We start from the raw sequence: 24,281 nt of genomic DNA, 5'->3' as shown, positions 1-24,281 counted from the left end.
GTTCCTGTTACCCATATTTTGTTCCAACTGCTGGCACTAGAACCCGTAGATAGTATAGTCTTTTTAGAAACGCCGGGTCAGACCACTCATACAGTTGAAATCCAACGTTCAGAATTACAAAATATCCTGCAAAACCAAATGAAGCAACACGAAATCAGTAAACAAATCCCTCCCGATATTGCATAAATGAATTTTGCAGTGGGGAGTAATTAGATACATCTAATTACTCCCCACTGCAAAAAAATAAAAATTTTTAAATTAAAAATTTCAAATTTGTTAATAAAGCCGACTAAGTACATAGTCAGCGATGTTAATTAGTGCCTGGCGTGACTCGGAAGGTGGTAGTACCTCAAGATGATCAACTGCTAACTTGGCATGGTAAGAGGCTAATTCCCTAGCTTGTTGTATACCTTGGCTATCTTGAATCAGATCCAGTGCTTGCTCTAAATCTCCTTGTTGGTCAAACTTCCGTTCTATGAGGACTTCCAGATATGGTTTTTCCCCTAAAGCAAATAAAACGGGTGCAGTAAGATTGCCACTTTTGAGATCAGAACCGGCAGGTTTACCCAGAGTATCTGTTGTACCAGTGAAATCTAAAATGTCATCCACAATCTGAAATGCCAGACCCAGATGACGACCGTAGTTGTATAGATGTTCGGCTGTTTCTGGGGAAACTTCACTAAGTAACCCAGCTGCTTTGGAACTGTTGGCAATTAACGAGGCTGTTTTGTAATAGCTCTTTTTGAGGTAAGTCTCTATTGAGATGCTATTATCAAAACAATTTATTCCTTGCTGGATTTCGCCGGTAGCCAGATCCATAATCACTTCTGAGAGTAGTTTCACCACCTCCAAATTGTCCAAGTTTGCTAAATACCAGGACGACTGGGCGAAGAGAAAATCTCCTGCTAGGACAGCAATGCGATTACCGAACAGACTATGAACAGTAGGCACACCACGTCGCATTTGTGATTCATCTACCACATCGTCATGCACTAAGCTTGCCGTGTGAATCATTTCCGTTATTTCTGCTAGGCGGCGGTGACGCAGCGTTATGTCTTTTTCTAACATTGTGGCCCGCGATATCAGCAAAACAATTGCTGGTCTGATACGCTTTCCCCCAGCTCCGAATAGATGTTCGGCGGCCATAAATAGAATGGGGTGGCGATTTCCAACTAGCTGCTTGAGGTTATCTGCTAGTAGTCGCAGGTCTGCTTCCACAGGGGTAAACAGGGAGGTGGCTGAGGTCATGGATGGGCGGACTCTGGCTTACGTTACGAAAGTTTACATATCCTACACTCATTTTAAGATAACCCTGTGCCTGCGCAAAGTTTTGATCAGATAATACCTGCCTATTTACTCTCTATTCTGGACAAAAACCCAGATGGGTAACAACTAGAATTTGGCTATAACCCTTATGGAAAGGTTCTATAGCCATGCTTCCCACTCAGAAAAATATTTTGTGCATCAGAGCAAATTTTTTTTGAGATTTGTTGTCTACGTCCTCTCATCTCCAGAAATAAATGTGACTTAATATTTTCTGTATATTGTTGAGTATCCACCACGTGTCGTGTTTTATGCCAAGGCTGCATGAGAAAGATATTGCTGTTTTTACCAGAAATTAATTTCTACCAATGGGCACTATAGGTTATCTATCATACATAGATGCCAATATGTTTGATAAATAACAGTTGAACAACATCCATTTATTGATCACCATAGATTGCTAAGTCCTACCAGGTTGATTTTTGCAGATCTAAAAATTTTCAAATTTTGTCCCAAACTTGAGTGAAAACTCAGGAGCATTGTGTTAGGCTAAAATGTATGGATTTTAAATTTTTCAGAACTCATTTTCCAACGGTAAGCAAGTTTTAAGTACTTCTACCTATGTTGTACTGAGTTCTAAAATAATTAGTCGCTTTGAAGTAAGAAAAAGAAAATTATTTCTTCATTCATTCTTTGTGCGGCAATTTAGCCTCCCAATCTGGAGTTTAGCGGTATCCTTATGGTTATTCGCCACGCTATCTTAGCGTTGTTTACTCAACGCTAAGGCTGCTCTGGTCATAGAGGTGCGCCCATAATGCAGACTCAGTAGACTGCTGAGGAGTGCAGTTAGCTTTGCTGTTGAGCAATTTAACTGTTGTGGTGTGTGGTCTGCAAAAAAACAAATTTCAATAGTTATTTAGCTAACCGTAGATAGTTATAACTTTACGGAAGATTTTAGTAGAGCAAACTACAGCCATCAAGGAACCCCTTGGTTGGTTGAATTTCTTCTTAAAAAATTACATATTCCATTCATAGGGGTGCTGCTAGAAAGATGATTTACGGGAAGATGCCTATGTTGACTTTTATTTTAGCCGCGGGATATTTGTTTACAGTTTACTTATTATTAGCGCTGGCCAAGAGAAGTAGTAAACAATCTGCTCCTAGAGATTTACCCATCACTAACTCAGAAAAAGACAAGCAAGATCTCTCAATAACTCATCAGGTGACTGAGGTGGTCAATAGTCAATAGGCTAGCTTTACCAGGCGTGATTATGAAGTCAAAATAATCATCAATCATTAATGACTGCTAAAATTGGAAACTGATGTGTCATTGAAATCAACAAGCTCAACAGTTGGAGTATGGCCTAGCCAGGGGAGACTCGATTGAGCAAATTGTGGTGCAGAACCACTGACCCAGAAGCGAGTAGCTACTGGTGGGTATGTATTGCTTAATCCTAATAGTTCTAACTCTTGGCTACAAGCGGCAACAACGTGAACAGCTGGGTCTACTAGTTTGACTTGAGAGGGGAGGAGCGATCGCAGTACCGGTGCAAGATGTGGATAATGGGTACAACCGTAAACCAAGGTATCAATTTCTTGCTGTATTAACGGCTGTAAATATGACCGTGCCACTTCAGTAGTATAAGGGTCATGAATGCGATTTTGTTCAATCAGTGGCACGAACTCAGGGCAACTAACTTGCCAGACTTGGACATTGGCATCAATTCCCAGAATAGCATGGCGATAGGCATTACTTTTGGCTGTGGCTGGGGTAGCAATGACACCAATACGCTTCCCCTGCTGCACTGCTGCCTTAGCTCCTGGTAGGATAACTCCCAGAATAGGCATACTAAACTCTCTGCGTACTATTTCCAGAGCGAGGGCAGAACTAGTATTACAAGCCATAATCACCATTTTTACACGTTGCTGTTGCATCCAATTCAGGATTTGGCGCACATACTGTAAAATTTCAGCTTGTGAACGAATGCCATAAGGCAAGCGAGCTGTATCTCCAAAATAAATAATAGATTCATTGGGCAGGTGCCGATAAAGTTGTTGTAGGACTGTCAGACCACCCACACCACTGTCAAAAACCCCGATGGGGGCTCGTTGAGGCTCTTGAAGGGCAAAATGGTCAGGATTATTTTCAAAGATGGAGGATGAATACACAGGTAGATATTAATTTCGGGTTGGGGTTATAAAATACCAAATGTAGCAGAAAATTTGTAATTCGTAATGGCTTGCAGCTATCCCTAGACAAGACACACTCTCAGGTATAAATGTACCTAACGTGCTATCCCTCAATGACACACGAAGCCCCATCCGCTGCGGGGTGGGGCACTTCACTTATCTTCGTTGTAGATGTTGGAGAATACCACGAGCGATCGCGTCCGCCATTTGATTTTGGTAAGCTGTGGTTCTGAGTCTAGCAGCATCCTCCGCACCTGTGACAAAACCCACTTCTACCAGAACCGAGGGCATCGTGTTTCTTCTGAGCACATAAAATCTAGCTCGGCGCACCTGTCTATCTCTGATAGTGACATTTTGAATAACGCTGTTATGAATCGAGCGAGCGAGACGCTGACCACTGTCGTGATAATATGTTTCCAAGCCATTGACCTCTGGACGACTCATACTGATGGCATTGGCATGGATACTGACAAATAAATCAGCATTAGCTCGTTCTGCCAAATCCACCCGTCCTTGTAGGCTGACAAAATAGTCAGAATCACGAGTTAATACTGCTTGGACGCCATTTTGCTCCAAAATCGCTGCTACCCTTTTGCTAATGGGCAAAACTACATCGCTTTCGCGCAGTCCGCCAATACCAATTGCCCCTGGGTCTCTACCACCGTGTCCGGGGTCTATCATCACGACAGATCTGGTTTTCCGCGCTGGAGTTGGCGTAGGCTGGCGTGTGGGTTGGGGCGGAGAAGTTGCAGTGGGTAGTTGCCCTTGGGTGGGTAGTGGTAGGGGTGATAAGGCCACTGGCGGGGAAACCACCGTACCGCGACGAGAACCGTGTAATTGCAGAGAAAAAAGCTGGTTGCTGACTTGATTTAGTTCCCCAATTTGTACTCCCGCTGCCGGTTGTACCAATATCACCACTGAATTGTCTTCAGCTTGCAGGCGTACCCGGAGGATGGGACTATTAGCACTAAAATTTGGGCCTGTGACGTTGGCAGCTAACTGAGCATTGGGAATAGTGATTCGGAACAAACCAGAGGATCTATCCCATCGACTATTGGCGTTGAATGTTTTATCTGATCTAATCAGTAACTGCGTATCATTATTACCCAGTTCTATAGCCTGAATTGTTGCTGGCGCTGCTGTAGTTACAGTCAGATTTACATTATTGGCAACTGGCCTGTTGGCTGTTACCGCGGTTCCTGTCTGATGAATGCTGCTAATCTCAGCCTTAGTATTGCGCGAGTTGTGGGAATTATTATTAGCCGGTAATCCGACAACACGAGAGGGCAAAAGAACTAAACCATTGGCGCTACTATTAATTGAGCGCCAATCGGGGCTATCTTTGTCTACCCGCAAGGTCATGCGGACACCAGGTGCTTGGCTGTTTAACGGAGCTAATTCGATCCGACTAATACCATGTCTGTTAACTTCATAATTTTGCTGTGTCAGACTGGGTGACAAACTGGCGTCGGCGATATCCATAAAAATGGTATTGCGATCGCGGCTCCGATTGATTTTCACTTCAGGACTGCCGCCGTTGGTTCGCACAAACAACCCATCTCCTGTTACCAGTAAGTTCTCAATTTGAATTTTCCCTGGTATGGCGCTGGCAATTTGCTTTCCTAGGGACTCCCCAGTCGGGGACAAGAACTCGGGTTTGGTATCACCATCAGAGTCAACAGTGACCACAGTATACATACTTCTGGCAGAAGATTCTGTCTTCTCTGGTGTTGGGCTTGGCAATTTTACCAGCCAGCGACTGCCTCCAACGCTTTCAAATTTCACCTGCTGGGGGTCTAGAGTATACCCAGGACTGAGTTCAACAACTAGGCGCGTTGTTTGTGGATCAAACTGCCCCACCCGGACAACACGAATGGCACCACCGACTTGTTGTGTGGACTGTGGTCGACCGAAGGTCGTTCCGGGCAAATCAATGACCAGACGCGTAGGATCGAATATCAGTTGTGCTTGGGGTTGAACAGGGCTGTTCGTGTTAATCTCCAGACGATTTTGATTGGCATCAAAACGCCAAGATTCCAGTTTTGCTGCTACAGCCGGCGACGATAGTAAGACGATAGTTCCTACTGTACTGGGTAGTAACCAGTGTAATTTCACAATCCTTTCTCCTGATTCGCGTTTATGGGAGCCATCAATATCTCAACATATTGGCTAATCGTCACACTGTTACAACCTAATCTTGATCTTTGTTACTGCTGTGACTTTTGTGCTGGTATAAAGACACAATTAATGGCTGAAATTCCTAATATCACCTCTAACTTTGCCATCCTATTAGGATATAATATTCAAAGCCGCAAATTATTTTAGATGCAACCAGATTACTACCACAATTAACCATACCTTTTTTGTCAATGCTTAGTTGTCAATACTTGACTGAGCCTTTTGATTGCAATTCAGTTTTGTCATGGCTAAAAACTTTTCCGGACTTGCTGAAACCAACATATTAATTAGGTGTAGAGACATTCTCTGGAAACTCCCTACAGTCGTTTTAACATCATCACCAATCGTGTTCATATTACAGTCTCCAAAGACGAGGATTTAGAGATTATGTTTCCTGTAATTGGGGACTGGTTACCTGGTACTGGGGATTTCATATGAGAAACACTGTTTCCCAGACCCTAGGCCCCACTCTTGAGTCCCTCAGGGGTATCACAACACCCCATTTAGGTTTTTGATGAATTGTCCCCAGATTCGGGTTTGCTTTCCTGATTCTTACCATCATTGACAGTAGACATGATCGATTGAGGTTTTTCGACAATTACCGGTGTTGCAGTCACATTGTCCAAAATCAGTTTGTCTGTATCTGCTAGCAAATTATCTGTTTCTGGAAATACTAACCGTAAAAGTGGGGGGGCTAAAAAGGTCGTTAGGATAACCATCATGATAATTGCCGCCCCCAGTGATTTAGAGAGAAGACCGCTAGCAGCACCGACACAGGCAAAGACTAAACCGACCTCACCCGGAGGAATCATTCCTACACCAATTGCTAAACGATTTATTTGGGGTTGACCAAACACACTGAAACCTGTAATTACTTTACCGATAATGGCCACTGTGATCAGGAAAATGTCCATAATTAAACCTTCTCGATTACTGGGAATAGCTGGGTTTAAGACCCCCAAGTCTGTTTTTGCTCCCACAGTCACAAAGAAAATTGGCACTAGGATATCGGCAATAGGTATAACTTGCTTTTCCAATTCCTTGCGTTTATCAGTTTCCTCTAAGAGGATGTTTGGAAAGTCATGATTAGTGTATTAACTATTGCTTGACCCCACCCTAACCCTCCCCTTGTAAGGGGAGGGAATGGATTTTATTGTTTCGGTGTGTTCCCCAATCCTTCCCATTCTCTGTTCCCTGTTCCCTAAGATAAAAATTACCTGTTGAAAACTTATCAAACATCCTCTAAGACTAACCCCGCAGGAAAAGCTCCCAGAATTGCTTATGCTGTGCAAAAATCCTTCTCTTCAGTTTTACTAATTTATGGCAATTAACATAAATGGAAAATATCTGCTCATAAATTATTTTGTGTCTTTAGTCAATGACATCAGGCGTTGCCAGTAAAATTCGGATACTGGGATAACTGAAAGTCTAGGAAGCCGCAGCAACTCAAAATGTTCAAATTCTGCATCTTGCTTGATCTGCTTCAGTTGCAGAGGTACAGAGACTTTTTTCAGTGCCTTGACATCTACAACTAACCGTTTGGGATCGTTTAATGTGGGATCGGCATAAGGGTGACTGACCACCTCTGCTATACCGATAATTTGTCTTTCTTTGCCTGTATGGTAAATTAAGGCTAAGTCGCCAATCAACATATTCCGTATATGTTTGAGCGCTAGGGGATTGTTAACTCCATCCCAAACTGTATTAATATCCTGTTCTAAATTAAAGTAGGAGTATTTTTCGGGTTCAGTTTTCAGCAGCCAGTATGCCATCCAAGAGTCTCCAAAATTTATAATTATTTTTTTTGAGTTTCCCAAAATGTAACCGCTCCTAATTCTGACTATGGCAGTGTCAAAGTCAGAAAATATAAAATGCTGAGTGGATCATAGTTCAGAGCAGAAATGTTGACTTAAGAGTGGACAGTTGACTGCAAACTAGTATATCGGTGTTGTTCCCAGCATCTGTAGAATCTGTTGATAGGAGTGCGAATTTTATGTATGGAGCCGCTTTATCTGCTTCTTGGTTTCCGGGTGCTAATTGTGCTAAAACACTGACATTGTTCTTAATAAGCTGTATAATTTATATTGAACCTGGTTTGGCTCAACACAAGGAAAAATTTTGGCGAACTCTGACAGTGAGCGGTCGCGGTGTGGAAACAATTCCCACCACTTTGTCACAAGTCAGTATGTCTGTGGAGGTTCAGGCTGAAACTGCACAGTCAGCGCAACAGGAAGCGGCTCGCAGAGCATCAGCTGTGGTCGCTTTGCTCAAAACCCGAAATGTAGAAAAATTACAAACTAGTGGTATCCGCCTCAATCCAGTTTATAGTTACACCGATAATGTACAACGAATTACTGGATATACTGCCAATAATACTGTGATGTTTATTATGGCAACTCAGGGCGTCGGTATGCTTTTAGATGAAGCTGTAAAAGTCGGTGCAACGCAAATTAATAGTGTCACTTTTATTGCTAGTGACCAGGCGATCGCCTCAGCTCAAAAACAAGCGCTCAGACAAGCCACCCAAGATGCTCAAGAACAAGCTAATGCTGTTTTGAGTACCCTAGGTTTCCAGTCTCAGGAAGTGGTAAGCATTCAGATTAATGGTGCAACTGCGCCCCCACCTCCCATGTTGGAGCGGGCTGAGGTTGTCAAGTTAGCTAATACAGATTTTTCTACCCCTGTAATTGGTGGTGAACAGCAGGTAGAAGCATCAGTCACACTGCAAATTAGTTACTAATTAAGCATGGAGAATAGGCGAGTATCTTTACCTATTCCCCATCTCAAGTTAGAACTGATCTGAAGGCATATCTGCCATACCGCCTTCTGTATCCCGCTTGGAACCTAACAAATCTAGTTGGTCAACGTGGATAAATGGTGTAGAGCGGTTGAGGCCGGTTTGGCGATCGGTCCAATTATTAAATCTCAAGGAACCTTTAACGGCAATTTGCTTACCCTTGCGGACATAATTCCCCGCCACCTCTGCTGTTTTTCCCCATAGTTCTAAAGTGAACCAGTCAGGTTCATCGCTATTACGGGTTCTGCGATCAACTGCTAATGTTAATCTACACTTAACCGTACCGGACTCGAAATATTTAATATCTGGATCGCTACCTACACGACCAACAAGGGTGACAACGTTAATGCTCATGACTCTAACCTTTGGCTACAAAATTACTGATATATTTTGAGTTTGATCATAGCCAATTTTGAAGTTATGATAAACATGAAAAAATCATCGCATTTATACTACTCAGATACTTAGAGGTATTTCAGATCTAAATACCTCTAAGCTAAACAGTATTAGTGAAATTAGCTTGCTTGCTGGACTCCAGGTGAAAAAAATAATAGAATCGATGATAATTAACTGTAACAGTTTTTAGCAAATCAGTATCGCAAAGAAGGGGCATAGAGACGCGTGGGGCTTTTTAAGAACTTTCGCTCATCGTGGGGTATGGGTATCGACCTTGGTACAGCCAATACCCTAGTTTATGTATCAGGTAAAGGGATTGTACTCCAAGAACCTTCAGTAATTGCCCTGAATCAAAACGAAAAGGTAGCACGTGCGGTGGGAGAGGAAGCTAAAAAAATGATCGGACGTACACCTGAAAATATGATTGCAGTCCGCCCTTTGCGTGATGGTGTAATTGCTGATTTTGATATGGCCGAGCTGATGTTAAAAAACTTTATCCAGCGTGTAAATGAGGGTCATTCTCTGATTTCGCCTCGAATTATCATTGGTATACCTAGTGGTATTACAGGGGTAGAAAGACGGGCTGTCATGGATGCAGCAGCCGAAGCTGGCGCCAGAGAGGTGCATTTAATAGATGAGCCAATGGCTGCAGCAATAGGAGCAGGGCTACCTGTTGCCGAAGCAACAGGTAATATGATTATTGATATTGGTGGCGGGACAACGGAAGTTGCAGTGCTCAGTCTCCAGGGTACTGTAATTAGTGAATCAGTGCGTATCGCTGGTGACGAACTAACTGATTGTATTATCCTATACTTAAAAAAGATTCATAACTTGGTAATCGGAGAACGAACTGCTGAAGAGATCAAAATCCGCATTGGTTCCGCCTATCCTACTAATGATAATAATGATGCCATGATGGAAGTCCGGGGCTTACATTTGCTTTCTGGGTTACCCAGAACTGTGACAGTTAAAGGGGCAGAGATTCGTGAATGTATGTTGGAACCGCTAGCAGTAATTATACAAGCTGTAAAGCGAACACTGGAACGCACGCCCCCAGAATTAGCCTCAGACATTATTGACAGAGGAATTATGTTAGCTGGTGGTGGTGCTTTGCTTAAAGGTATAGATACCTTAATTAGCAATGAGACAGGAATTGTCACCCACATTGCCCCTGATCCTCTCTGTTGCGTCGTATTAGGAACAGGTCGTGTGTTAGAGAACTTTAAACAGCTAGAACGTGTTCTCAGTGGATATTCAAGCCATACGTAGTCATAAATACTCAGATGTTTAGTTTCTGTTTAGCTAGGAATTTACAAGAAGATTAGGTATAGATGGTCACTTTGCGTGGTTGGTGGAATAGTAAACTACTACAAGTTGGTTTAGTAAGTTTAGTAGTGAGTAGTGCTTGGATGTTGAGACAATCTCAGGGTTATTTGCTGTTAGAAATGTATCAATTCCTTAGCAGTCCATTACAAATTCTACAGACCAAACCCAGTTCAGAAGAACTCCTGAATGATGTCCGCTTGTTGGAGTTGGAAACGCGTATAGCTGATTTAGAAAGTCAAAATGAACAACTAAAAAATTTATTAGGTTATATTGAGAGGTCGCCATTCAAATCACGCCCAATTCCAGCGCGGGTAGTGGGGCGTAGTGCTGACCACTGGTGGCAACAAGTGATCCTGAATCGCGGCTCTAATGTAGGCATTAAAGAGGGCTTCATTGTCAAAACTTATGGCGGCTTGGTGGGTTTGGTCGAGACTGTAACTCCTAATACTAGTCGTGTATTGTTAATTAGTGATCTTAATAGTCAAGTTGGTGTCAAAATTAACCGTACTTCATCTCAGGGGATTTTGCGGGGAGATTCTTCCGCGCAAGCGGTGCTGGAGTTTTATGAAAAAGTGCCAAATGTTCAGGTAGGTGATTTAGTATCTACATCTCCCTACAGTCAGAAATTTCCGCCTGGTGTGCCGGTAGGACGAGTTAAGTCTCTAGATTTGCAGCAATCTGTAGCATCAGTGGCAAAAGTTGAGCTTTTTCCGCCGATAGCTTCATTAGATTGGGTAGCGGTATATCCGTTCGTACAGCAGAAGGATTAGGTATTGAGTTTAAATCCCAGAATTATATGCCAGGTGCTAGACTTTAGTATCCCGTAGCTGACAAAGCCGGAATTGACAACCAAAACTTGAGTTAGATTGAGTTAAAAAGATGCCTTCATTTAGCGGTAGCAGGCATAACAAGCCAAGAGCGCTACAACGAAAGTTAAAAATTTTATATAAGCCTCTTGCTCATTGGCATCCCCTTACACGTCAACTGCTAAATTGGGTAGTAACGGTTGCGTCTGTGCTGTTTTGTTTGCTGATGTTACCAACGCGGTTTGTTGGTATGGAATTATTGGGTATTGGGCCCAACTGGCTGTTAATTTGGGTGGTTTCCTGGAGTGTCAAGCGATCATTCTGGGAAGGAATGTTAGCTGGTATGGTGCTGGGACTACTTCAAGATGCTATGACCTCACCTCACCCTACCCATGTGATTACTCTGGTTTGTGTGGGGGGGTTGACTAGTTTGCTACAAAAGCCGCGTTTTATCCAAGAAGATTTTATTTCTATTGCTTTAATTGTCTTTGTGATGGCAGTTGTGGCGGAAACTATCTTTGGACTACAGTTAACTTGGATGAACAATGCCGACGGCGGGCAAAGCCTACGCAAAGTGCAATATATTTGGTCATATTATCAACGTGTATCTCTGGCTTCTGCCATTCTCAGTAGTCTGTGGGCACCTATAGTTTATTATCCCTTAAACCTTTGGTGGCAGAAGATAAAGTTATTAGAGCAGGGGTAGAAATTCCAGTTTGGGCAATCCCCAATTTTTCACGACTTTGGTTGACCTCTCCGTTAACCTAAGCATGAGAGTCACTCCTCATGCTCGCCTTCAAAACCGTGCCTGATGTTTTCACATCACACGGATCCTCTCCAAATTAACCCTTGTCATCGGTACTAAACTGAGTTGAAAGTTTGCCGATACCACCGTGTATGTAGAAAGCATAAATTAGCTTTATATGCAGTGCAACAAGATAAAACAATTACCGCTTTAATTGAAGAATGGATAGATCGTCTAAAACTTGACAGCGGGAAAGCGGGCTAAAGCCTGTATCGTCGTTTTCATCCCTTGGCTAAAGCCGAGGGGCTTTCAACCTACATCTTTGTAACAATAGCTAGCGTGCAAAATATTGAAATTACCGCCCAAAATTATGGATAATTCGCGTGAAACTTACCCTATTGTATCTCTAGCCCATAATCATCAGGACAATGGGCTGATATTACGAACTGAGAAGTCAGCCCTGGCGCTTTCGCCAGTTGAATCGAATTCACCAGAGAAACCCAGAATAGGCAGTGACTTTGACCGGGCTATGATGCAACGGTGTTTGGTACTGGCTGGACGTGCTTTGGGACGGACTTCACCTAATCCTCTAGTGGGGGCGGTTGTTGTCAAAAACGGAAATATTGTTGGGGAAGGATTTCATCCCGGAGCAGGTCAGCCCCATGCAGAAGTTTTTGCCTTGAAAGCGGCGGGTTTTGGCGCGGACTCAACTCAAGAGAATCACGCTCGTGGTGCCACAGTTTACGTTAATCTGGAACCTTGTAATCATTACGGACGTACTCCCCCTTGTTCGGAGGCCTTAATCGCGGCTGGTGTTGCTAAAGTAGTTGTGGGTATAGTTGACCCCAATCCTTTGGTTGGTGGAGGAGGTATTGCTCGTTTACGTGCTGCTGGTGTACAGGTAGTTGTGGGGGTAGAAGCCGAAGCCTGTTATCAGATAAATGAAGCTTTTATCCATCGCATTTTATATAAACGACCTTTAGGGATTTTGAAATATGCCATGACTTTAGATGGTAAAATTGCTACTAGCTCTGGTCACAGTGCTTGGGTGACAAACCAAGATGCCCGTAGTCAAGTTCATCAACTACGGGCAGGTTGTGATGCCATAATTGTCGGTGGCAATACAGTCCGAAAAGATAATCCTTACTTAACCAGTCATCAAGTAGGATCCCATAATCCCCTGCGGGTGGTGATGAGTCGTCAGATCAACTTACCTCAAGATGCCCACCTGTGGGACACTGCTGAGGCTAACACTTTGGTGTTGACAGAGCCGGGAAGCTCGCCTGATTTCCAACATTTCTTACGCCAAAAAGGGGTTGAAGTTGTAGAGTTAGCATCCCTGACCCCACACCTTGTCATGAACCATTTATACGAGCGCGGTTTTTGTAGCGTTTTATGGGAGTGTGGCGGTACTTTGGCCGCAAGTGCGATCGCTCAAGGTGCGATACAAAAGATTCTGGCTTTTATTGCTCCTAAAATCATTGGTGGTAGTCATGCCCCTACACCTGTAGGTGACTTGGGTTTGACGATGATGAACACAGCTCTGAATTTAGAAAGGGTTAGTTGGCGGGTCGTCGGGTCTGATTGCCTAGTTGAAGGTTATTTACCGCAAAAAAACTCATAGTTAACAGTTCACAGTCAATAGTTAGGACTATTGGCTGTGTCATTTGTGAGAATGTCAACTCTAACACTGTCGCTCATAAGCAATATCCCGTATCAGATTCAGCCGAGATTGGATGTAATCACTGAGGTAATCGGCTTCTTGGGGATCTAATAACGCTTGCTTTGTAGTTTGTTTTACCAGCCATTGCACCAAGCTAGCATCGTCCATCTGCAATAAGATCCTGGTTTGAGAATTTTCTACCACAGACCAAAGCTGACGCAGAATTTTAGGAGTCATTAAGACCTCAAGTTTATCATTAGCTTAGCTTTCCTTAGATTACACAATTTAGTCCGCAGATTACGGCTCAATATACAAGCTGAGACAAGTATTATTAAAAACTTAATAGAAGGATTTATAACTTTATGAAGATTAATTATTCCTTGATGGAAAGATTTAACAAAAAGTTACTCAAAAAGTATTTTTATTATGCTATTTATGATGAATAGCTGTTGTCTTCAGTTTCTGGCTATTAGTTTACTATTAACCACTATAGCTGTTCTTCTCTAGGTGATGTATCTGAAATAGTTAATTGACCACATATTTGTACAGATAAACACAGATATTTTTCTACCTGATGAAACTGGGAAGCTATATATAGCTCATTTGTGGGATTATACTCAATTTTTAGAGATTGGCGAAGTATTTGGGTTCATTTATTGATTCTTAAAAACCAAAAACCCCGGTGGTCAACCGGGGTGTTAAAGCCTGGAATATTTAACCAGGACTACCACAACTATAGCAGTTCCTACTTTTTTTACCTGCTAAATTCGAGCATCTTGCGGAGATTTATAGAGGATTTCGCCCAGATAAGATGATAAAACCGACAGAATCAAGTCGAATCTGGGGCTGATGAATTCCCTCTAAAATGGCCGCACTCAATGCCATTTCTATTTTTAATTCTTCGTCCAGTGCTGAATCTTGCTTTTGCCGATTTAGTCGCAGTTGTAATTGCTGTACTTTTTTGTTTAATTTCTGCTTGGCGACTGGAGCAGATTGTTGGTATAATTTTATGAATTTACGATGCTGTAGCAATAATTCTCGAGAACGATGACGCGCTTCATAACAAAAATCCTTCCACTGGCTAGGCTCGACAAAAGTATCAATCACTCCTAAGCGTTCTTTTGCCAAATTATAATCCCGATATTGATCATTTTTCCTATCTTTGTAAGGTCGTTGTAGGATATTTAAGAGTGATTGATCTTCAACCATACTGATGGAATTATTGCGACCATCTATAAAGATGGTTTCTAACAATGGGGGAAATAAAGCATCAACACGCCGTTTCAAAGTTTCGTATTGGTAATTATCGAGTTTGTTGGTTGTTAAAACCTGCTTGACAGCTTCTAAATTTGCTTCGACTACATAATTACATCGGAAACCAAACCATTCCTTACCTGCTGTGGCATTCCAAGATTCATCGGTGCGCCATAGAGCAAAAGCTTTACCTCTATCATCCCAGTTTATATAGCTGACGAGTGCTTCTACTAATCCTTCCCCGCTCCGAAATAGTTTAATACCTGAATTCTGGTTGGCGACCCGGCGATTGTAAGTACCAAATTGTTCTGTATTATGATTAGCGAAGTAAGTTTTCAACTCATCTACAGAAACCAAAGTGCGGGTTGTTGGTTGATAACGCTTAATTTCTCCGGAATTGGGATTATTAACTGACTTGAATCCTAATGCATCACACATCCAGCCTTCAATTGCTTGTTTAATTCCTAGGTGATTACCATCATAATCATCTAGATATTGAAAATACTTGCTAGTATTTTCATCGAGAATATCAATTTCATCAAGAGCAGTTTGCTCACTGATTTTCAAGGTTTCGGCGGTTATTTGTTGCTGAATCGGGTCCATCATGGCTAATAATCCCGCAGCACTTGATTTGAACAAAGCTGTTTCTAATTCTGGGAGTTTCTCATCTACGTAAAATTGTAGACTGGCTATTGATTGCCCAAAAACACCAAACCCATTTTTCAGAAGTTGATACCAAGCATTGTGTTGACTTTCTTCCAAGAATGGCCCAATCAATGCAAAAGATTGAACTCCAATTTTGCTGCCAATGCGGTCAAATCTGCCAATTCTTTGCTCTAATTGATTAGGTGACCAAGGCAGGTCAAAGTGAATGAAGCAGTCGGCAAATTGCAGGTTAAGTCCTTCTTCCCCAGAGCGATCGCACACTAAAATAAAACAGTCGGGGTTATTCTGGAATCGAGTTAAATTTTGGGCAACTTTTTCTCGTGGTTCACCAAATTGATAGCTGGCGACTGTTTCTGCACCAAAGCTATGAGATAAACGTTGGACAATTTGTCGGCAGGATTGTACAAAACTGGTAAATACAACAATCTTTGGTAAAACATCCCCAGGCATGGGGCGGCGAATTCTGTGCTGTATCCTGGTGATTAATTCTGCCTTATTTCTGCGAACACTGCTGGGGATTTTGAAGTGTGTAGCTAGCTGATTGAGTAGCACTGTGTTTAAATTTTCTGTGCGTTCCCCTTCATCTAGAGGTTGACGCAGGATTTTTAAACAGGATTGTAAAATTTCTTCTTCGCCTGGGAATTTAGGGGTTGTAGTTAAGATGCGAAGATCATTTTCTGGAAACTCTGGGATAACTTGAGGTGGGGTTTTACCTGTTAGGCGTGTGGTAACTACCTGTTCTAAAATCCCTAACCAAGTACCAGAAGCTAGAAATAACAATAGAAAAATTCGTTGATATTGCTGCTCTTGAGGGGCGACGGTACGCCATTGTTCCATCAGTTGGTGAATATCAAGGGATCGCTCGTCTAAATCATATTCTTCTTTTGGTGTCAAATCCCGATCAAATATTACATCTTCCACCGCAGCGCGACGATTACGAAGTATACGACGATGCAGCCGATAGGTTTCGCTAACGTGGGTACGAATAGCTCGGATAATTTCATCTTTCTGAGCAGGTTGAGCTTTTAAGCAATTTTCTAAATTGTTTAAAAGGTTGATGACATACTCATCCTCAGCCAACAGATTTCGTAGTTCCTGGAGGTGAGTTGTGAGAACATCTACATTATTTGCACCTCCTGTCAAGCCGAGGAGAACTGTACCAATTTCCCGACAATTTTGTACCCTGGCGCGAAAACCTGCCCAATCATTGAGTTTATAGGTAATTGGGTCAAGCAGGTGCAGCATGGCGAGAAGATTGTGCTCGTGGTTAAGCACAGGAGTAGCAGATAATAACAGCAAGCGATCGCTTTTATGAGCCAGATGTTTACAAGACTCAAAACGCTGACGTACGGCTGCATCCCTAGAAGTAGCCATAGCTGCAATATGGTGGGCTTCATCGAGAATTAAGCAGCCGATATTGGCTTTCTGGTTGATTCTATGGATATCTTCAACCGCCAGCACCACCACCCGTTTGCCAAAATGAGAGATGTAAAATTTATTTTCTAACTCAGTTTGCCATTGTGGGAGCAAATATTGGGGAACCAGTACCACTGCACCTTTTTTTGGTTCATCCAGAAGAAATTGACGGAGAATAGCACCGGCTTCGATAGTTTTTCCTAGTCCCACCTCATCTGCGAGTAAATAGCGTTGAATTGGGTCTTCCAGTACCCGGCGAACAACTTCGACTTGGTGGGGATAAAGTTCAATGTTTGCTGAAATCAGGCCTCTCATTCCATGGCTAACAGCCCGTTGCTGAATCAAAGATTTAACAAAAGTTAATCTTCTGTCATGAAAGTAGGGTGTTTCATGCCCTTTCATTGCCAGAGTTTCAATAGGGTCTGTAATGGGGATATTACAACGGACATAAATTTCTTGTTCGGTGGCAATTGTAGTTTTCTTGTCGGGTAAATCAATTTGATACATTTGTGTATCTTCATCCCAGTTACAAATTCGGCCAATTAACCATGTATCTTGGGTTGGTAAGCTAATGTAGCATCGAGTTTGAGGCTGAAGCCTAACTTGAGATAGAGAATCTAAAGATAAAGTTTTTTGGAGGCGTTGACCTCCTGAGCAGAAATACTCAACCATCACATTAGGTTGAGATATCTCAGTCACTTTTCCTACTCCCAAATAGTTTTGTTGGGACTGCACCAATGAACCAACCTCAATCATATTTCCCGTTATCTGAAGATCCTAAGAAGCAATAGCAGTTCTCCACAGTAGCTTGATCAGCCAAATCTGGCAACTGAGAAAATTTTCTCCGGGATTTGTAGGTAGAAAGCCTTGTACAACTGATTGATACTGAGGGTCTGAGGCTATGATGAAGTCAGGACAAAATCAGAGCAGGATGGTAAAGATAGTTGTCTTAATTAACACTCTCATCTCACTGTTACTACTCTACATAGCTTGGCGAGTGTGGAAACTAAAGCAGTGGATAGAGAGCATAGCTGATCAACTGAACGCCTATGAACAAAATACTCATGCATTACTGTATCAAGCACCTGAAAATATTGATATTACCCAGGAAAAAATTTATAGCCTGCGCCAGAGAAACCAAAAGCTACAGTTACAAATTCAACAGGTACGTCAAATTATCAGTCTGTTATTGTTATTAAAGGGATTCTGGGGTCGTTCTTTTGGCGGCATAGGGTTAAGATTAAGCAACAAAAGCAAGATTTTCCACTGATATCCTGTCAGATTCAATAAATTAGATAAAATCCTTTGAACTTACCAGGGTAAAAATCACAACTAAGAAGGAGAGAAATAATCAGATGTCTGATAACCGTTCTGGAGTATTTATTGGCGGTTTCATGCTCGGAGCTACTATTGGGGCTTTAACTGGGTTGCTAGTAGCCCCGCGCACAGGGCGTGAAACCCGGAAGATTTTACAAAAATCTGCTAATGCTATCCCAGACTTAGCAGAAGATTTATCAACAAGTGTACAAATCCAAGCAGATCGTCTTTCTGCCAGCGCCATGAGAAATTGGGATGATACCCTGGAGAAACTACAAGAGGCGATCGCGGCTGGTGTAGATGCGAGTCAACGCGAAAGCCAAATTCTGAAGCAGCAACAAGCTAAAAAAGACTAAGATTCTGTTTTACCGTAATTGTAAAGCTTATATATGGCATCACCGTGATTGATCCCTTATTTTGGTTGGGACTGTCTTTATTATTAGTCGCCACCAGTTTGACTGCTGTTTTAGTAGCGGCCATACCGGCGTTGCAGGAGTTAGCACGTGCTGCGCGTAGTGCAGAAAAGTTATTTGATACTCTCTCACGGGAGTTACCACCTACCTTAATTGCCATCCGCAAAACTGGTATGGAACTCACAGATTTAACCGGCGATATCGGCGAAGGCGTACAAAGCGCGGGTAAAGTTGTGAAGCAAGTTGACCAAAGCCTCGACATTGCCAGAAAACAGGTGAAAAATGTGCAAATTGGCACTCGTAGCCTGGTTGTAGGTGTGAAAACTGCTTGGAAGAGTTTTACACGCCCAAAACCAACCAGACGAGTTGAACGACTAGCAATTACTGAACAAGCACCGCAAACCTTGAGACAACGTGAAGCCCTCAAGCATAGAGACTAGGGAGTAGGGGGGAAAAGGAACTTCTCAATCTCAGTCCCCAGTCTCTAATTTCCATTTTCAAAACTGAGCTTTGCTTAAATCCCTTAGATTAGAGTAAAGTAAACAAGTGTAAAGAAGTATTAGCTTTCCCATACTCTTTTAAAACAACTTGTTCACTTCTACTGTCTATATTTGTATAAGAACGTCCATGCAGTCTTGTTTTTGGCGAAGAACTCTGGTATGTATTGGTGCATTTTTACTAGCTGGGTCTATGTGGGTGATGCACTCGCCTCCGGCGCTAGCTTATGATAATCCTGACTTATTACCCAACTACCAAACTCCAGTTATAGATTTAGCTAAATCTCTCACAGATATCCAAGAAGCAGAACTGGTGACAGATTTAGAAAAATTTGAAGGTGAAACAGGGTGGAAATTGCGAGTATTAACCCAGTATGACCGCACCCCTGGTCGCGCAGTAATTAATTATTGGAATTTGGATGATAAAAGTATTTTGCTAGTTGCTGATTCTCGTGGCGGTAACATTCTCAGCTTTAGCGTGGGGGATGAGGTTTATGAACTTCTACCGCGGACTTTTTGGATAGAATTGCAAACGCGCTTTGGAAACTTGTATTTTGTGCGAGAAGAAGGCGAAGACCAAGCCATTTTACAAGCATTAAATTCAGTTAAGGGCTGTTTAGTTAAGGGTGGTTGCTCGGTGGTTCCTGGACTACCTAGAGAACAATGGATACTGACACTGATTACCTCTGTGGTGGGGGGGATAGTTTGTGGATTTGCAGCTCACCCCCAAAAAAAAGGACAGATTATTGCTTGGCAATGGGCTTTAATTTTTTCACCTTTGTGGGGAATTTTGTTTATTGCCTTTGGTATTGGACCAGTAGTGACTCGGACGAACGATTGGTTACCTTTAGTTCGTAATATTTCTGGTTTTCTGATCGGGGCTTTAGTGGCTTACCTGTCTCCTGGTTTCACTCGCTCTTCTAATGCTGAGTCGTAAATTTATGGGTGCTGAGTAAGAATAAAAATACTCAGCACTTAAGGTTCTACTCTTGGGCGACGGCGTCGTGGTGTTTCCGGTTGTTTCTTACGCAAGCGGCGACTGACTTCATTAAAGAAATCCCTGCGGACATAAGGATAGTCATTCACCCACAAGTCATGACTGGGAATGTATACATCGCTGAACTCTTGAATACTGCTCAAATCGGAACTGTTGGACATGACAATCATTTCGGCGATTTGACCACGAGCAATAACTTTGTGTGCATTCCGCAGTGGCGCTTGTAACTCTACGGCAAATCCTGTATTATCACCGATTTCTAGGTTAATTCGTTTTTCTCGATTTTCAACAATTACTAATTCACCTTTATTGTTTACGGTTTCTTGTTTACCCATCAATTGGTCTGTAATCCACCAATCGATGATTCGACCCCGAAAAAAGCCGCTGTACTTATAACGGCGGCATTTTGCATTGCGGATACTGGCCTGAAATACTGGATACCACAGCCAAAAAAAAGCACCCATTACCCCAACTAAAAATGTAATGGGGCCAAATTCTAGCCTTAACAGGACTTCCCCTAGGAGAATTAGAGCCATGGCTATGACAGAAATTAACAGTCGCTGCAAAAAATTGGCAAATTTACCCGCGTAGTACTTGTACTGAGAGCCAGTAGCAATCAGGGGGATGAGTTGTTCAAATTTTTTCCGAGTCAGTGGGACTAACATAATTGCTGAGTTTGAAGGTTAGAGGATTTTTTCTAATCCATACACTAACGACTTTAGCTGGGAGACTTTGCGAATTGCTAACAGCACTCCTGGCATATAACAGGAGCGATCGCTTGTATCATGTCTTAATGTATAAATTTGACCAGTTGCCCCAAAAATCACTTCTTGATGGGCTATGAGTCCCGGCAGGCGTACACTATGAATCCTAATTCCTTCTTGGGCTAAACTACCTCTAGCCCCCGGTAATTTTTCCGTTTCTTCTACAATAGCACTGTTAAAAGGTTTACCGATTTCTCCTAGTAACTGTGCTGTTTGAATTGCGGTACCACTGGGAGCATCAGCTTTTTGGTTATGGTGGAGTTCAATAATTTCTACATGGTCGAAATATTGGGAAGCTGTGACTGCGGCTTGTTGTAACAATACCATGCCAATGGAAAAGTTAGGAATAATCAGACAACCGGTACTAGCCTTTTCGGCAAAGTCAGCTAAGTCGTTGATTTGTTCTGGACTCAAGCCCGTAGTACCAACCACTGGACGAATACCATAGGCGATCGCACTGCGAATATTGTCATACACTGCATCAGGATGGGTAAAGTCTACCATCACCCCTGGAGGAGACTGTCTATCACCAGCTACGTAACCTAGCATAGATTCTAGTTGGTTGGTGATGGGGACTTCCAAAGGTTCGCTTAAACCTACCAATTCACCAGCATCTTGGTCTTGATGTTCTGGACTGGTGTCAATTGCAGCCACTAACTTTAAGTCTGGCGCTTGTGCCACTGCCTTAATGACTTCGCGGCCCATTTTGCCTGCCGCACCGTTTACAATAACTGGAATAGGAGCTTGATTAGTCATGTTTAGAGAAATACTTTAATAAGGCAATTGTAGAGAATTTTGTGATGACTAATTAGTAATTTTTCATTTCGGCTGTGGGTGAATGTTGACCTCCCCACCTGCGAGTAAATCTGGCAAATTCTGCACATCGCTATTGTGTAATAATATTCTGCTAGTGGAACGGTAAACTTCCATAGTTCCGGTTATAAGGTCAATTAAAATACCAATTTGACTACCAGACACATCAGTCCTCCTGAAACACCTAAGTCTATTTTGGCATTTCCGTTGCCAGTCAGGGGTATTTAGGTGACAAGTGCTATGAAAATGATTATCATTTAATTATGAGTATACCGATGATTACCGTTGTTGCTGGCCCGGCTGGTTGTGGCAAAACTACTTGGATTTGTCAACAGCTAGGTAATAGACTTTGTGCTGAAAACGTCATTTATTTTAGTCCTGGAAGTGGGAATGTCCCCATTGACCAAGTACGCCTAAGTGCTGAATTTCCAGAGGTGAAAGTTTTTACTGATGGACAAGAAGTAGAATTTCTCAACCAGCTAGCAGGCGCACAGAATATTTATATAGAAATAGGATTTTACTTACAACTAGGAGCAATTAAGCAAATTATCGGCAATGTACCATACCAGTCTGTAGCAATCTTACCATCACACCTGAAAGATTCGGAATATCACATCTGGGGAGAAAAAATTGTCAAAGGGCTAGATGTTGAAACCAGTATTGCCCAAAATCAGATTTGGCGATCGCCTACCAATGGTGAAATTATCGACGAGGATAGTTTAAATGAGTTTTGGTATGAACTATCTCACGGTGCTTATGGTAAAGTCAGCCGTGCTAAGGGAATTTTTGACGTTGCTGATGGTAGGGCGCTATACGCGGATTTTGTGGCGGGTGTAGGGATAACAGATTTTTTAGAATTAGACTTACCACGCCACTTAGAAGGTAGGCCGCGGCGATTTAGTGGCTTAGAAATTTGGGGACAAAACTTGGACGATCCCACTATGAGAGAAACATTACAAGATTGCTATTTGTCAGACGCTGCGATCGCACAATACCAAGAACAAGTAAAACAGATACTAGTTGAGGAGAGTATACAGTGAAAATAGCCGTTATGTCATGTATTCATGGCAATTCTCAAGCCTTAGATAGCGTGTTATTAGACATAGACCGGCAAAAAGCTGATAAGATATTTTGTTTAGGCGATTTAGTCGGATATGGGCCTGATCCCAATGGGGTAGTTACACAAATTCGTTCTCTAGATATTCCCACCTGCGTCGGCTGTTGGGATGAAGACATAGTAGAAGGCTTGAATGCTTGTGATTGTAGTTATCCTTCCTTATTAGCTGAGAAACGGGGAAAAATTGCTCACGAGTGGACAAACAAAGAAATACATCCAGAGCACCGGGAATTTTTCGCCCAATTACCCCACAGTTTACGTGAGGAAAATTTAGCTTTCGTTCATGGTAGCCCCCACAGTAACCACGAGTACCTGTTACCAGAACTTGACGCGTTTTCCGCCTTAGAGCGAGTAATGTCCACAGATGCTGATGTGCTTTTTTGTGGACATACCCATGTACCTTATGTCCGTGATTTAGATGCAAGTAGTTTAGAAATTCGTGTCCAAGGACGGGAAGAAATAGCGAAAAAAATCAGCTTTACCACATCTTTGAAAAGGATTATTAATGTTGGTTCTGTAGGGGAACCGCGACATGGTCGACCCAATGCAACTTATGTAATTTACGACACAGATACACAAGATGTGAGTTTGCGGGAAGTACCTTATGACTACCAGAAAACCTGTGCAGCAATTATTGAAAAGGGTTTACCAAAAATATTTGCTTGGCGTTTAGCCAGGGGTTTGGAATTTGCGGAAAGGGCTGATGACCCGACTCATGTTTGTACTCGTTAAAATCTAAAATCCAAAATCCAAAATTTGTATGACTAAGTGGGCAATTTTAAGCGGAATTGAAGGTAATTTGGTGGCCTATGAGGCCGTAATGGCTGATATTAAGCGTCAAGCTAATGTGGAAGCATTGTATATTTTAGGTGATTTAGTGGGGCCCAGGCGCGAAACTGAACAGTTAGTCAAACGGGTGCTGACTCCCCGTCGCGGAGAACTAGAACCACTGATTTGTAAAGGTTGGTGGGAAGAACAATGTTTGATTCTGCATGGACTGGGAGGAAGTGGCGAACCTACAGAATTGATGGCGAAATATGGGGGAGAAACAGTTCAATTGCTCTGGGAATGGGTTTCTCGTCCTATGGCACAATGGTTAATGACCTTAGACTTTGGTTTTTTTGAACTGGATTCTTTGTTAATTCACGGTACAACGGTAGCAGTTGACGAGGAACTTACCCCAAACACTTCCCCAATTCAAATGCTAGACCGCTTGTCACGAATGCAAGCCAATAATTTGTTTTGTGGTCGTTCTGGTTTGGCTTTTCAATATCAGCTACAAGCAGGGTCAATTACTACGGGAGTCAGAACTCTAGATAGTCCCGCTTCTCCCCAAACTGTGCAAATCTCGGCGCGTCAAGTTATCGGGGTGGGTAATGTTGGCAAAAAGCCAGGGGAAGCAATTTATACTCTATACAATTCAGGGACGAATCATGTAGAATTTAAAACAGTCCGTTATGGGCTGGGTAAGGGTTTTCAGTCCCGGTCGGATGTTAAAGCTCAAATAGCTAACTGATTAAGAACTGCTATATAAAACCTAGACAAAGCTAGACTTTACTTTCTACTTCAAAGGGGGCATGGGAGCGGTTATCCCTCAGTAGACTTGCACGCCTTAGCCAGACGCGATTGTGTTCCAATTAAGTTTCTGAAAAAGACTACCACC

Annotated in this window: 23 protein-coding genes and 2 pseudogenes; 14 read left to right on the top strand and 11 right to left on the bottom strand. The window is 42.5% G+C overall.

The window, feature by feature from the left end; genetic code table 11:
• Positions 1-186 (top strand): annotated as a pseudogene (locus PN447_RS14590) (hypothetical protein); the annotation flags it as partial.
• A gap of 90 nt (positions 187-276) precedes the next feature.
• On the opposite strand, the gene sds reads toward PN447_RS14590, so the two are convergent.
• The gene (gene sds, locus PN447_RS14585; protein WP_271763759.1) at positions 277-1,248 is read right to left on the bottom strand and encodes a solanesyl diphosphate synthase; all 972 of its coding nucleotides are present in this window, start codon (positions 1,246-1,248) and stop codon (positions 277-279) included.
• 1,087 nt (positions 1,249-2,335) lie between these two features.
• Between sds and PN447_RS14580 the strand changes: the two genes are divergently transcribed.
• Positions 2,336-2,512 (top strand): hypothetical protein, encoded by a 177-nt coding sequence (locus tag PN447_RS14580; protein WP_271763758.1) that lies wholly within the window; start codon positions 2,336-2,338, stop codon positions 2,510-2,512.
• Positions 2,513-2,559: 47 nt separating this feature from the next.
• Here PN447_RS14580 and murI read toward each other — a convergent pair whose 3' ends face one another.
• The 4 genes and pseudogenes from murI to PN447_RS14560 form a co-directional block, all read right to left on the bottom strand.
• Positions 2,560-3,432 carry a glutamate racemase gene (gene murI, locus PN447_RS14575; protein WP_271763757.1) on the bottom strand — a complete coding sequence of 291 codons (873 nt, stop codon included), beginning with the start codon at positions 3,430-3,432 and terminating at the stop codon, positions 2,560-2,562.
• Between the two features lie 177 nt (positions 3,433-3,609).
• The gene (locus tag PN447_RS14570; protein ID WP_271763755.1) at positions 3,610-5,568 is read right to left on the bottom strand and encodes an N-acetylmuramoyl-L-alanine amidase; all 1,959 of its coding nucleotides are present in this window, start codon (positions 5,566-5,568) and stop codon (positions 3,610-3,612) included.
• A gap of 566 nt (positions 5,569-6,134) precedes the next feature.
• Positions 6,135-6,701, bottom strand: a pseudogene (locus PN447_RS14565) (cation:proton antiporter); the annotation flags it as partial.
• A gap of 288 nt (positions 6,702-6,989) precedes the next feature.
• The gene (locus PN447_RS14560) at positions 6,990-7,403 is read right to left on the bottom strand and encodes an EVE domain-containing protein (RefSeq protein ID WP_271763754.1); all 414 of its coding nucleotides are present in this window, start codon (positions 7,401-7,403) and stop codon (positions 6,990-6,992) included.
• Between the two features lie 221 nt (positions 7,404-7,624).
• On the opposite strand from PN447_RS14560, the gene PN447_RS14555 reads away from it, so the two are divergent.
• Positions 7,625-8,371: an SIMPL domain-containing protein gene (locus tag PN447_RS14555; RefSeq protein WP_271763753.1), complete on the top strand. Its 747-nt coding sequence runs from the start codon at positions 7,625-7,627 to the stop codon at positions 8,369-8,371.
• A 48-nt stretch (positions 8,372-8,419) separates the two neighbouring features.
• Here the strand turns inward: PN447_RS14555 and PN447_RS14550 are convergent, their stop codons facing one another.
• Positions 8,420-8,782: a single-stranded DNA-binding protein gene (locus PN447_RS14550; RefSeq protein ID WP_271763752.1), complete on the bottom strand. Its 363-nt coding sequence runs from the start codon at positions 8,780-8,782 to the stop codon at positions 8,420-8,422.
• Between the two features lie 303 nt (positions 8,783-9,085).
• On the opposite strand from PN447_RS14550, the gene PN447_RS14545 reads away from it, so the two are divergent.
• The 4 genes from PN447_RS14545 (at position 9,086) to ribD (ending at position 13,325) form a co-directional block, all read left to right on the top strand.
• Positions 9,086-10,093, top strand: a complete 1,008-nt coding sequence (locus PN447_RS14545) for a rod shape-determining protein (RefSeq protein WP_271763751.1) — start codon at positions 9,086-9,088, stop codon at positions 10,091-10,093.
• 62 nt (positions 10,094-10,155) lie between these two features.
• A complete protein-coding gene (mreC, locus tag PN447_RS14540; protein WP_271763749.1) occupies positions 10,156-10,920 on the top strand; it encodes a rod shape-determining protein MreC in 765 nt (254 codons plus the stop codon).
• Between the two features lie 109 nt (positions 10,921-11,029).
• Positions 11,030-11,662: a rod shape-determining protein MreD gene (gene mreD / locus PN447_RS14535; protein WP_271763748.1), complete on the top strand. Its 633-nt coding sequence runs from the start codon at positions 11,030-11,032 to the stop codon at positions 11,660-11,662.
• 409 nt (positions 11,663-12,071) lie between these two features.
• Positions 12,072-13,325, top strand: coding sequence for a bifunctional diaminohydroxyphosphoribosylaminopyrimidine deaminase/5-amino-6-(5-phosphoribosylamino)uracil reductase RibD (gene ribD / locus PN447_RS14530; protein ID WP_271763747.1), 1,254 nt, complete (start codon positions 12,072-12,074; stop codon positions 13,323-13,325).
• Positions 13,326-13,385: 60 nt separating this feature from the next.
• Here ribD and PN447_RS14525 read toward each other — a convergent pair whose 3' ends face one another.
• The gene (locus PN447_RS14525; RefSeq protein WP_271733501.1) at positions 13,386-13,601 is read right to left on the bottom strand and encodes a hypothetical protein; all 216 of its coding nucleotides are present in this window, start codon (positions 13,599-13,601) and stop codon (positions 13,386-13,388) included.
• Between the two features lie 549 nt (positions 13,602-14,150).
• The gene (dpdE, locus tag PN447_RS14520; protein ID WP_271763746.1) at positions 14,151-17,456 is read right to left on the bottom strand and encodes a protein DpdE; all 3,306 of its coding nucleotides are present in this window, start codon (positions 17,454-17,456) and stop codon (positions 14,151-14,153) included.
• A gap of 175 nt (positions 17,457-17,631) precedes the next feature.
• On the opposite strand from dpdE, the gene PN447_RS14515 reads away from it, so the two are divergent.
• The 4 genes from PN447_RS14515 to PN447_RS14500 all read left to right on the top strand — a co-directional run bounded on the left by PN447_RS14515 (position 17,632) and on the right by PN447_RS14500 (position 19,864).
• Entirely contained in the window at positions 17,632-17,970 is a 339-nt protein-coding gene (locus PN447_RS14515) for a hypothetical protein (RefSeq protein WP_271763745.1), read from the top strand.
• Between the two features lie 85 nt (positions 17,971-18,055).
• Positions 18,056-18,373 (top strand): YtxH domain-containing protein, encoded by a 318-nt coding sequence (locus PN447_RS14510; protein ID WP_271763744.1) that lies wholly within the window; start codon positions 18,056-18,058, stop codon positions 18,371-18,373.
• 44 nt (positions 18,374-18,417) lie between these two features.
• Positions 18,418-18,870 carry a hypothetical protein gene (locus PN447_RS14505; RefSeq protein ID WP_271763743.1) on the top strand — a complete coding sequence of 151 codons (453 nt, stop codon included), beginning with the start codon at positions 18,418-18,420 and terminating at the stop codon, positions 18,868-18,870.
• A gap of 187 nt (positions 18,871-19,057) precedes the next feature.
• The gene (locus PN447_RS14500; protein WP_271763742.1) at positions 19,058-19,864 is read left to right on the top strand and encodes a TPM domain-containing protein; all 807 of its coding nucleotides are present in this window, start codon (positions 19,058-19,060) and stop codon (positions 19,862-19,864) included.
• Positions 19,865-19,902: 38 nt separating this feature from the next.
• Here the strand turns inward: PN447_RS14500 and PN447_RS14495 are convergent, their stop codons facing one another.
• The 3 genes from PN447_RS14495 to PN447_RS14485 all read right to left on the bottom strand — a co-directional run bounded on the left by PN447_RS14495 (position 19,903) and on the right by PN447_RS14485 (position 21,666).
• A complete protein-coding gene (locus PN447_RS14495) occupies positions 19,903-20,589 on the bottom strand; it encodes a phosphate ABC transporter permease (protein ID WP_271763741.1) in 687 nt (228 codons plus the stop codon).
• Between the two features lie 18 nt (positions 20,590-20,607).
• On the bottom strand, positions 20,608-21,444 hold the full coding sequence (dapB, locus tag PN447_RS14490) for a 4-hydroxy-tetrahydrodipicolinate reductase (protein WP_271763740.1): 837 nt from the start codon (positions 21,442-21,444) through the stop codon (positions 20,608-20,610).
• Between the two features lie 63 nt (positions 21,445-21,507).
• Entirely contained in the window at positions 21,508-21,666 is a 159-nt protein-coding gene (locus PN447_RS14485) for a hypothetical protein (protein WP_271763739.1), read from the bottom strand.
• A gap of 98 nt (positions 21,667-21,764) precedes the next feature.
• Between PN447_RS14485 and PN447_RS14480 the strand changes: the two genes are divergently transcribed.
• Genes PN447_RS14480 through PN447_RS14470 form a run of 3 tightly spaced genes read left to right on the top strand, consistent with a single transcriptional unit; the run spans position 21,765 to position 24,134 of the window.
• On the top strand, positions 21,765-22,541 hold the full coding sequence (locus PN447_RS14480; RefSeq protein WP_271763738.1) for a GTP-binding protein: 777 nt from the start codon (positions 21,765-21,767) through the stop codon (positions 22,539-22,541).
• Positions 22,538-23,350, top strand: a complete 813-nt coding sequence (locus tag PN447_RS14475) for a metallophosphoesterase family protein (protein ID WP_271763737.1) — start codon at positions 22,538-22,540, stop codon at positions 23,348-23,350. The genes PN447_RS14480 and PN447_RS14475 overlap by 4 nt, the downstream gene beginning before the upstream one ends.
• 28 nt (positions 23,351-23,378) lie before the next feature.
• The gene (locus PN447_RS14470) at positions 23,379-24,134 is read left to right on the top strand and encodes a metallophosphatase (RefSeq protein WP_271763736.1); all 756 of its coding nucleotides are present in this window, start codon (positions 23,379-23,381) and stop codon (positions 24,132-24,134) included.
• Positions 24,135-24,281 lie beyond the last annotated feature (147 nt).

Source organism: Anabaena sp. CS-542/02 (assembly GCF_028331085.1).
GTDB classification, from domain to species: Bacteria; Cyanobacteriota; Cyanobacteriia; order Cyanobacteriales; family Nostocaceae; genus Anabaenopsis; species Anabaenopsis arnoldii.
The sequence above is the reverse complement of the archived record's forward strand: the minus strand, read 5'-3'. Positions and strand labels throughout refer to the sequence as shown.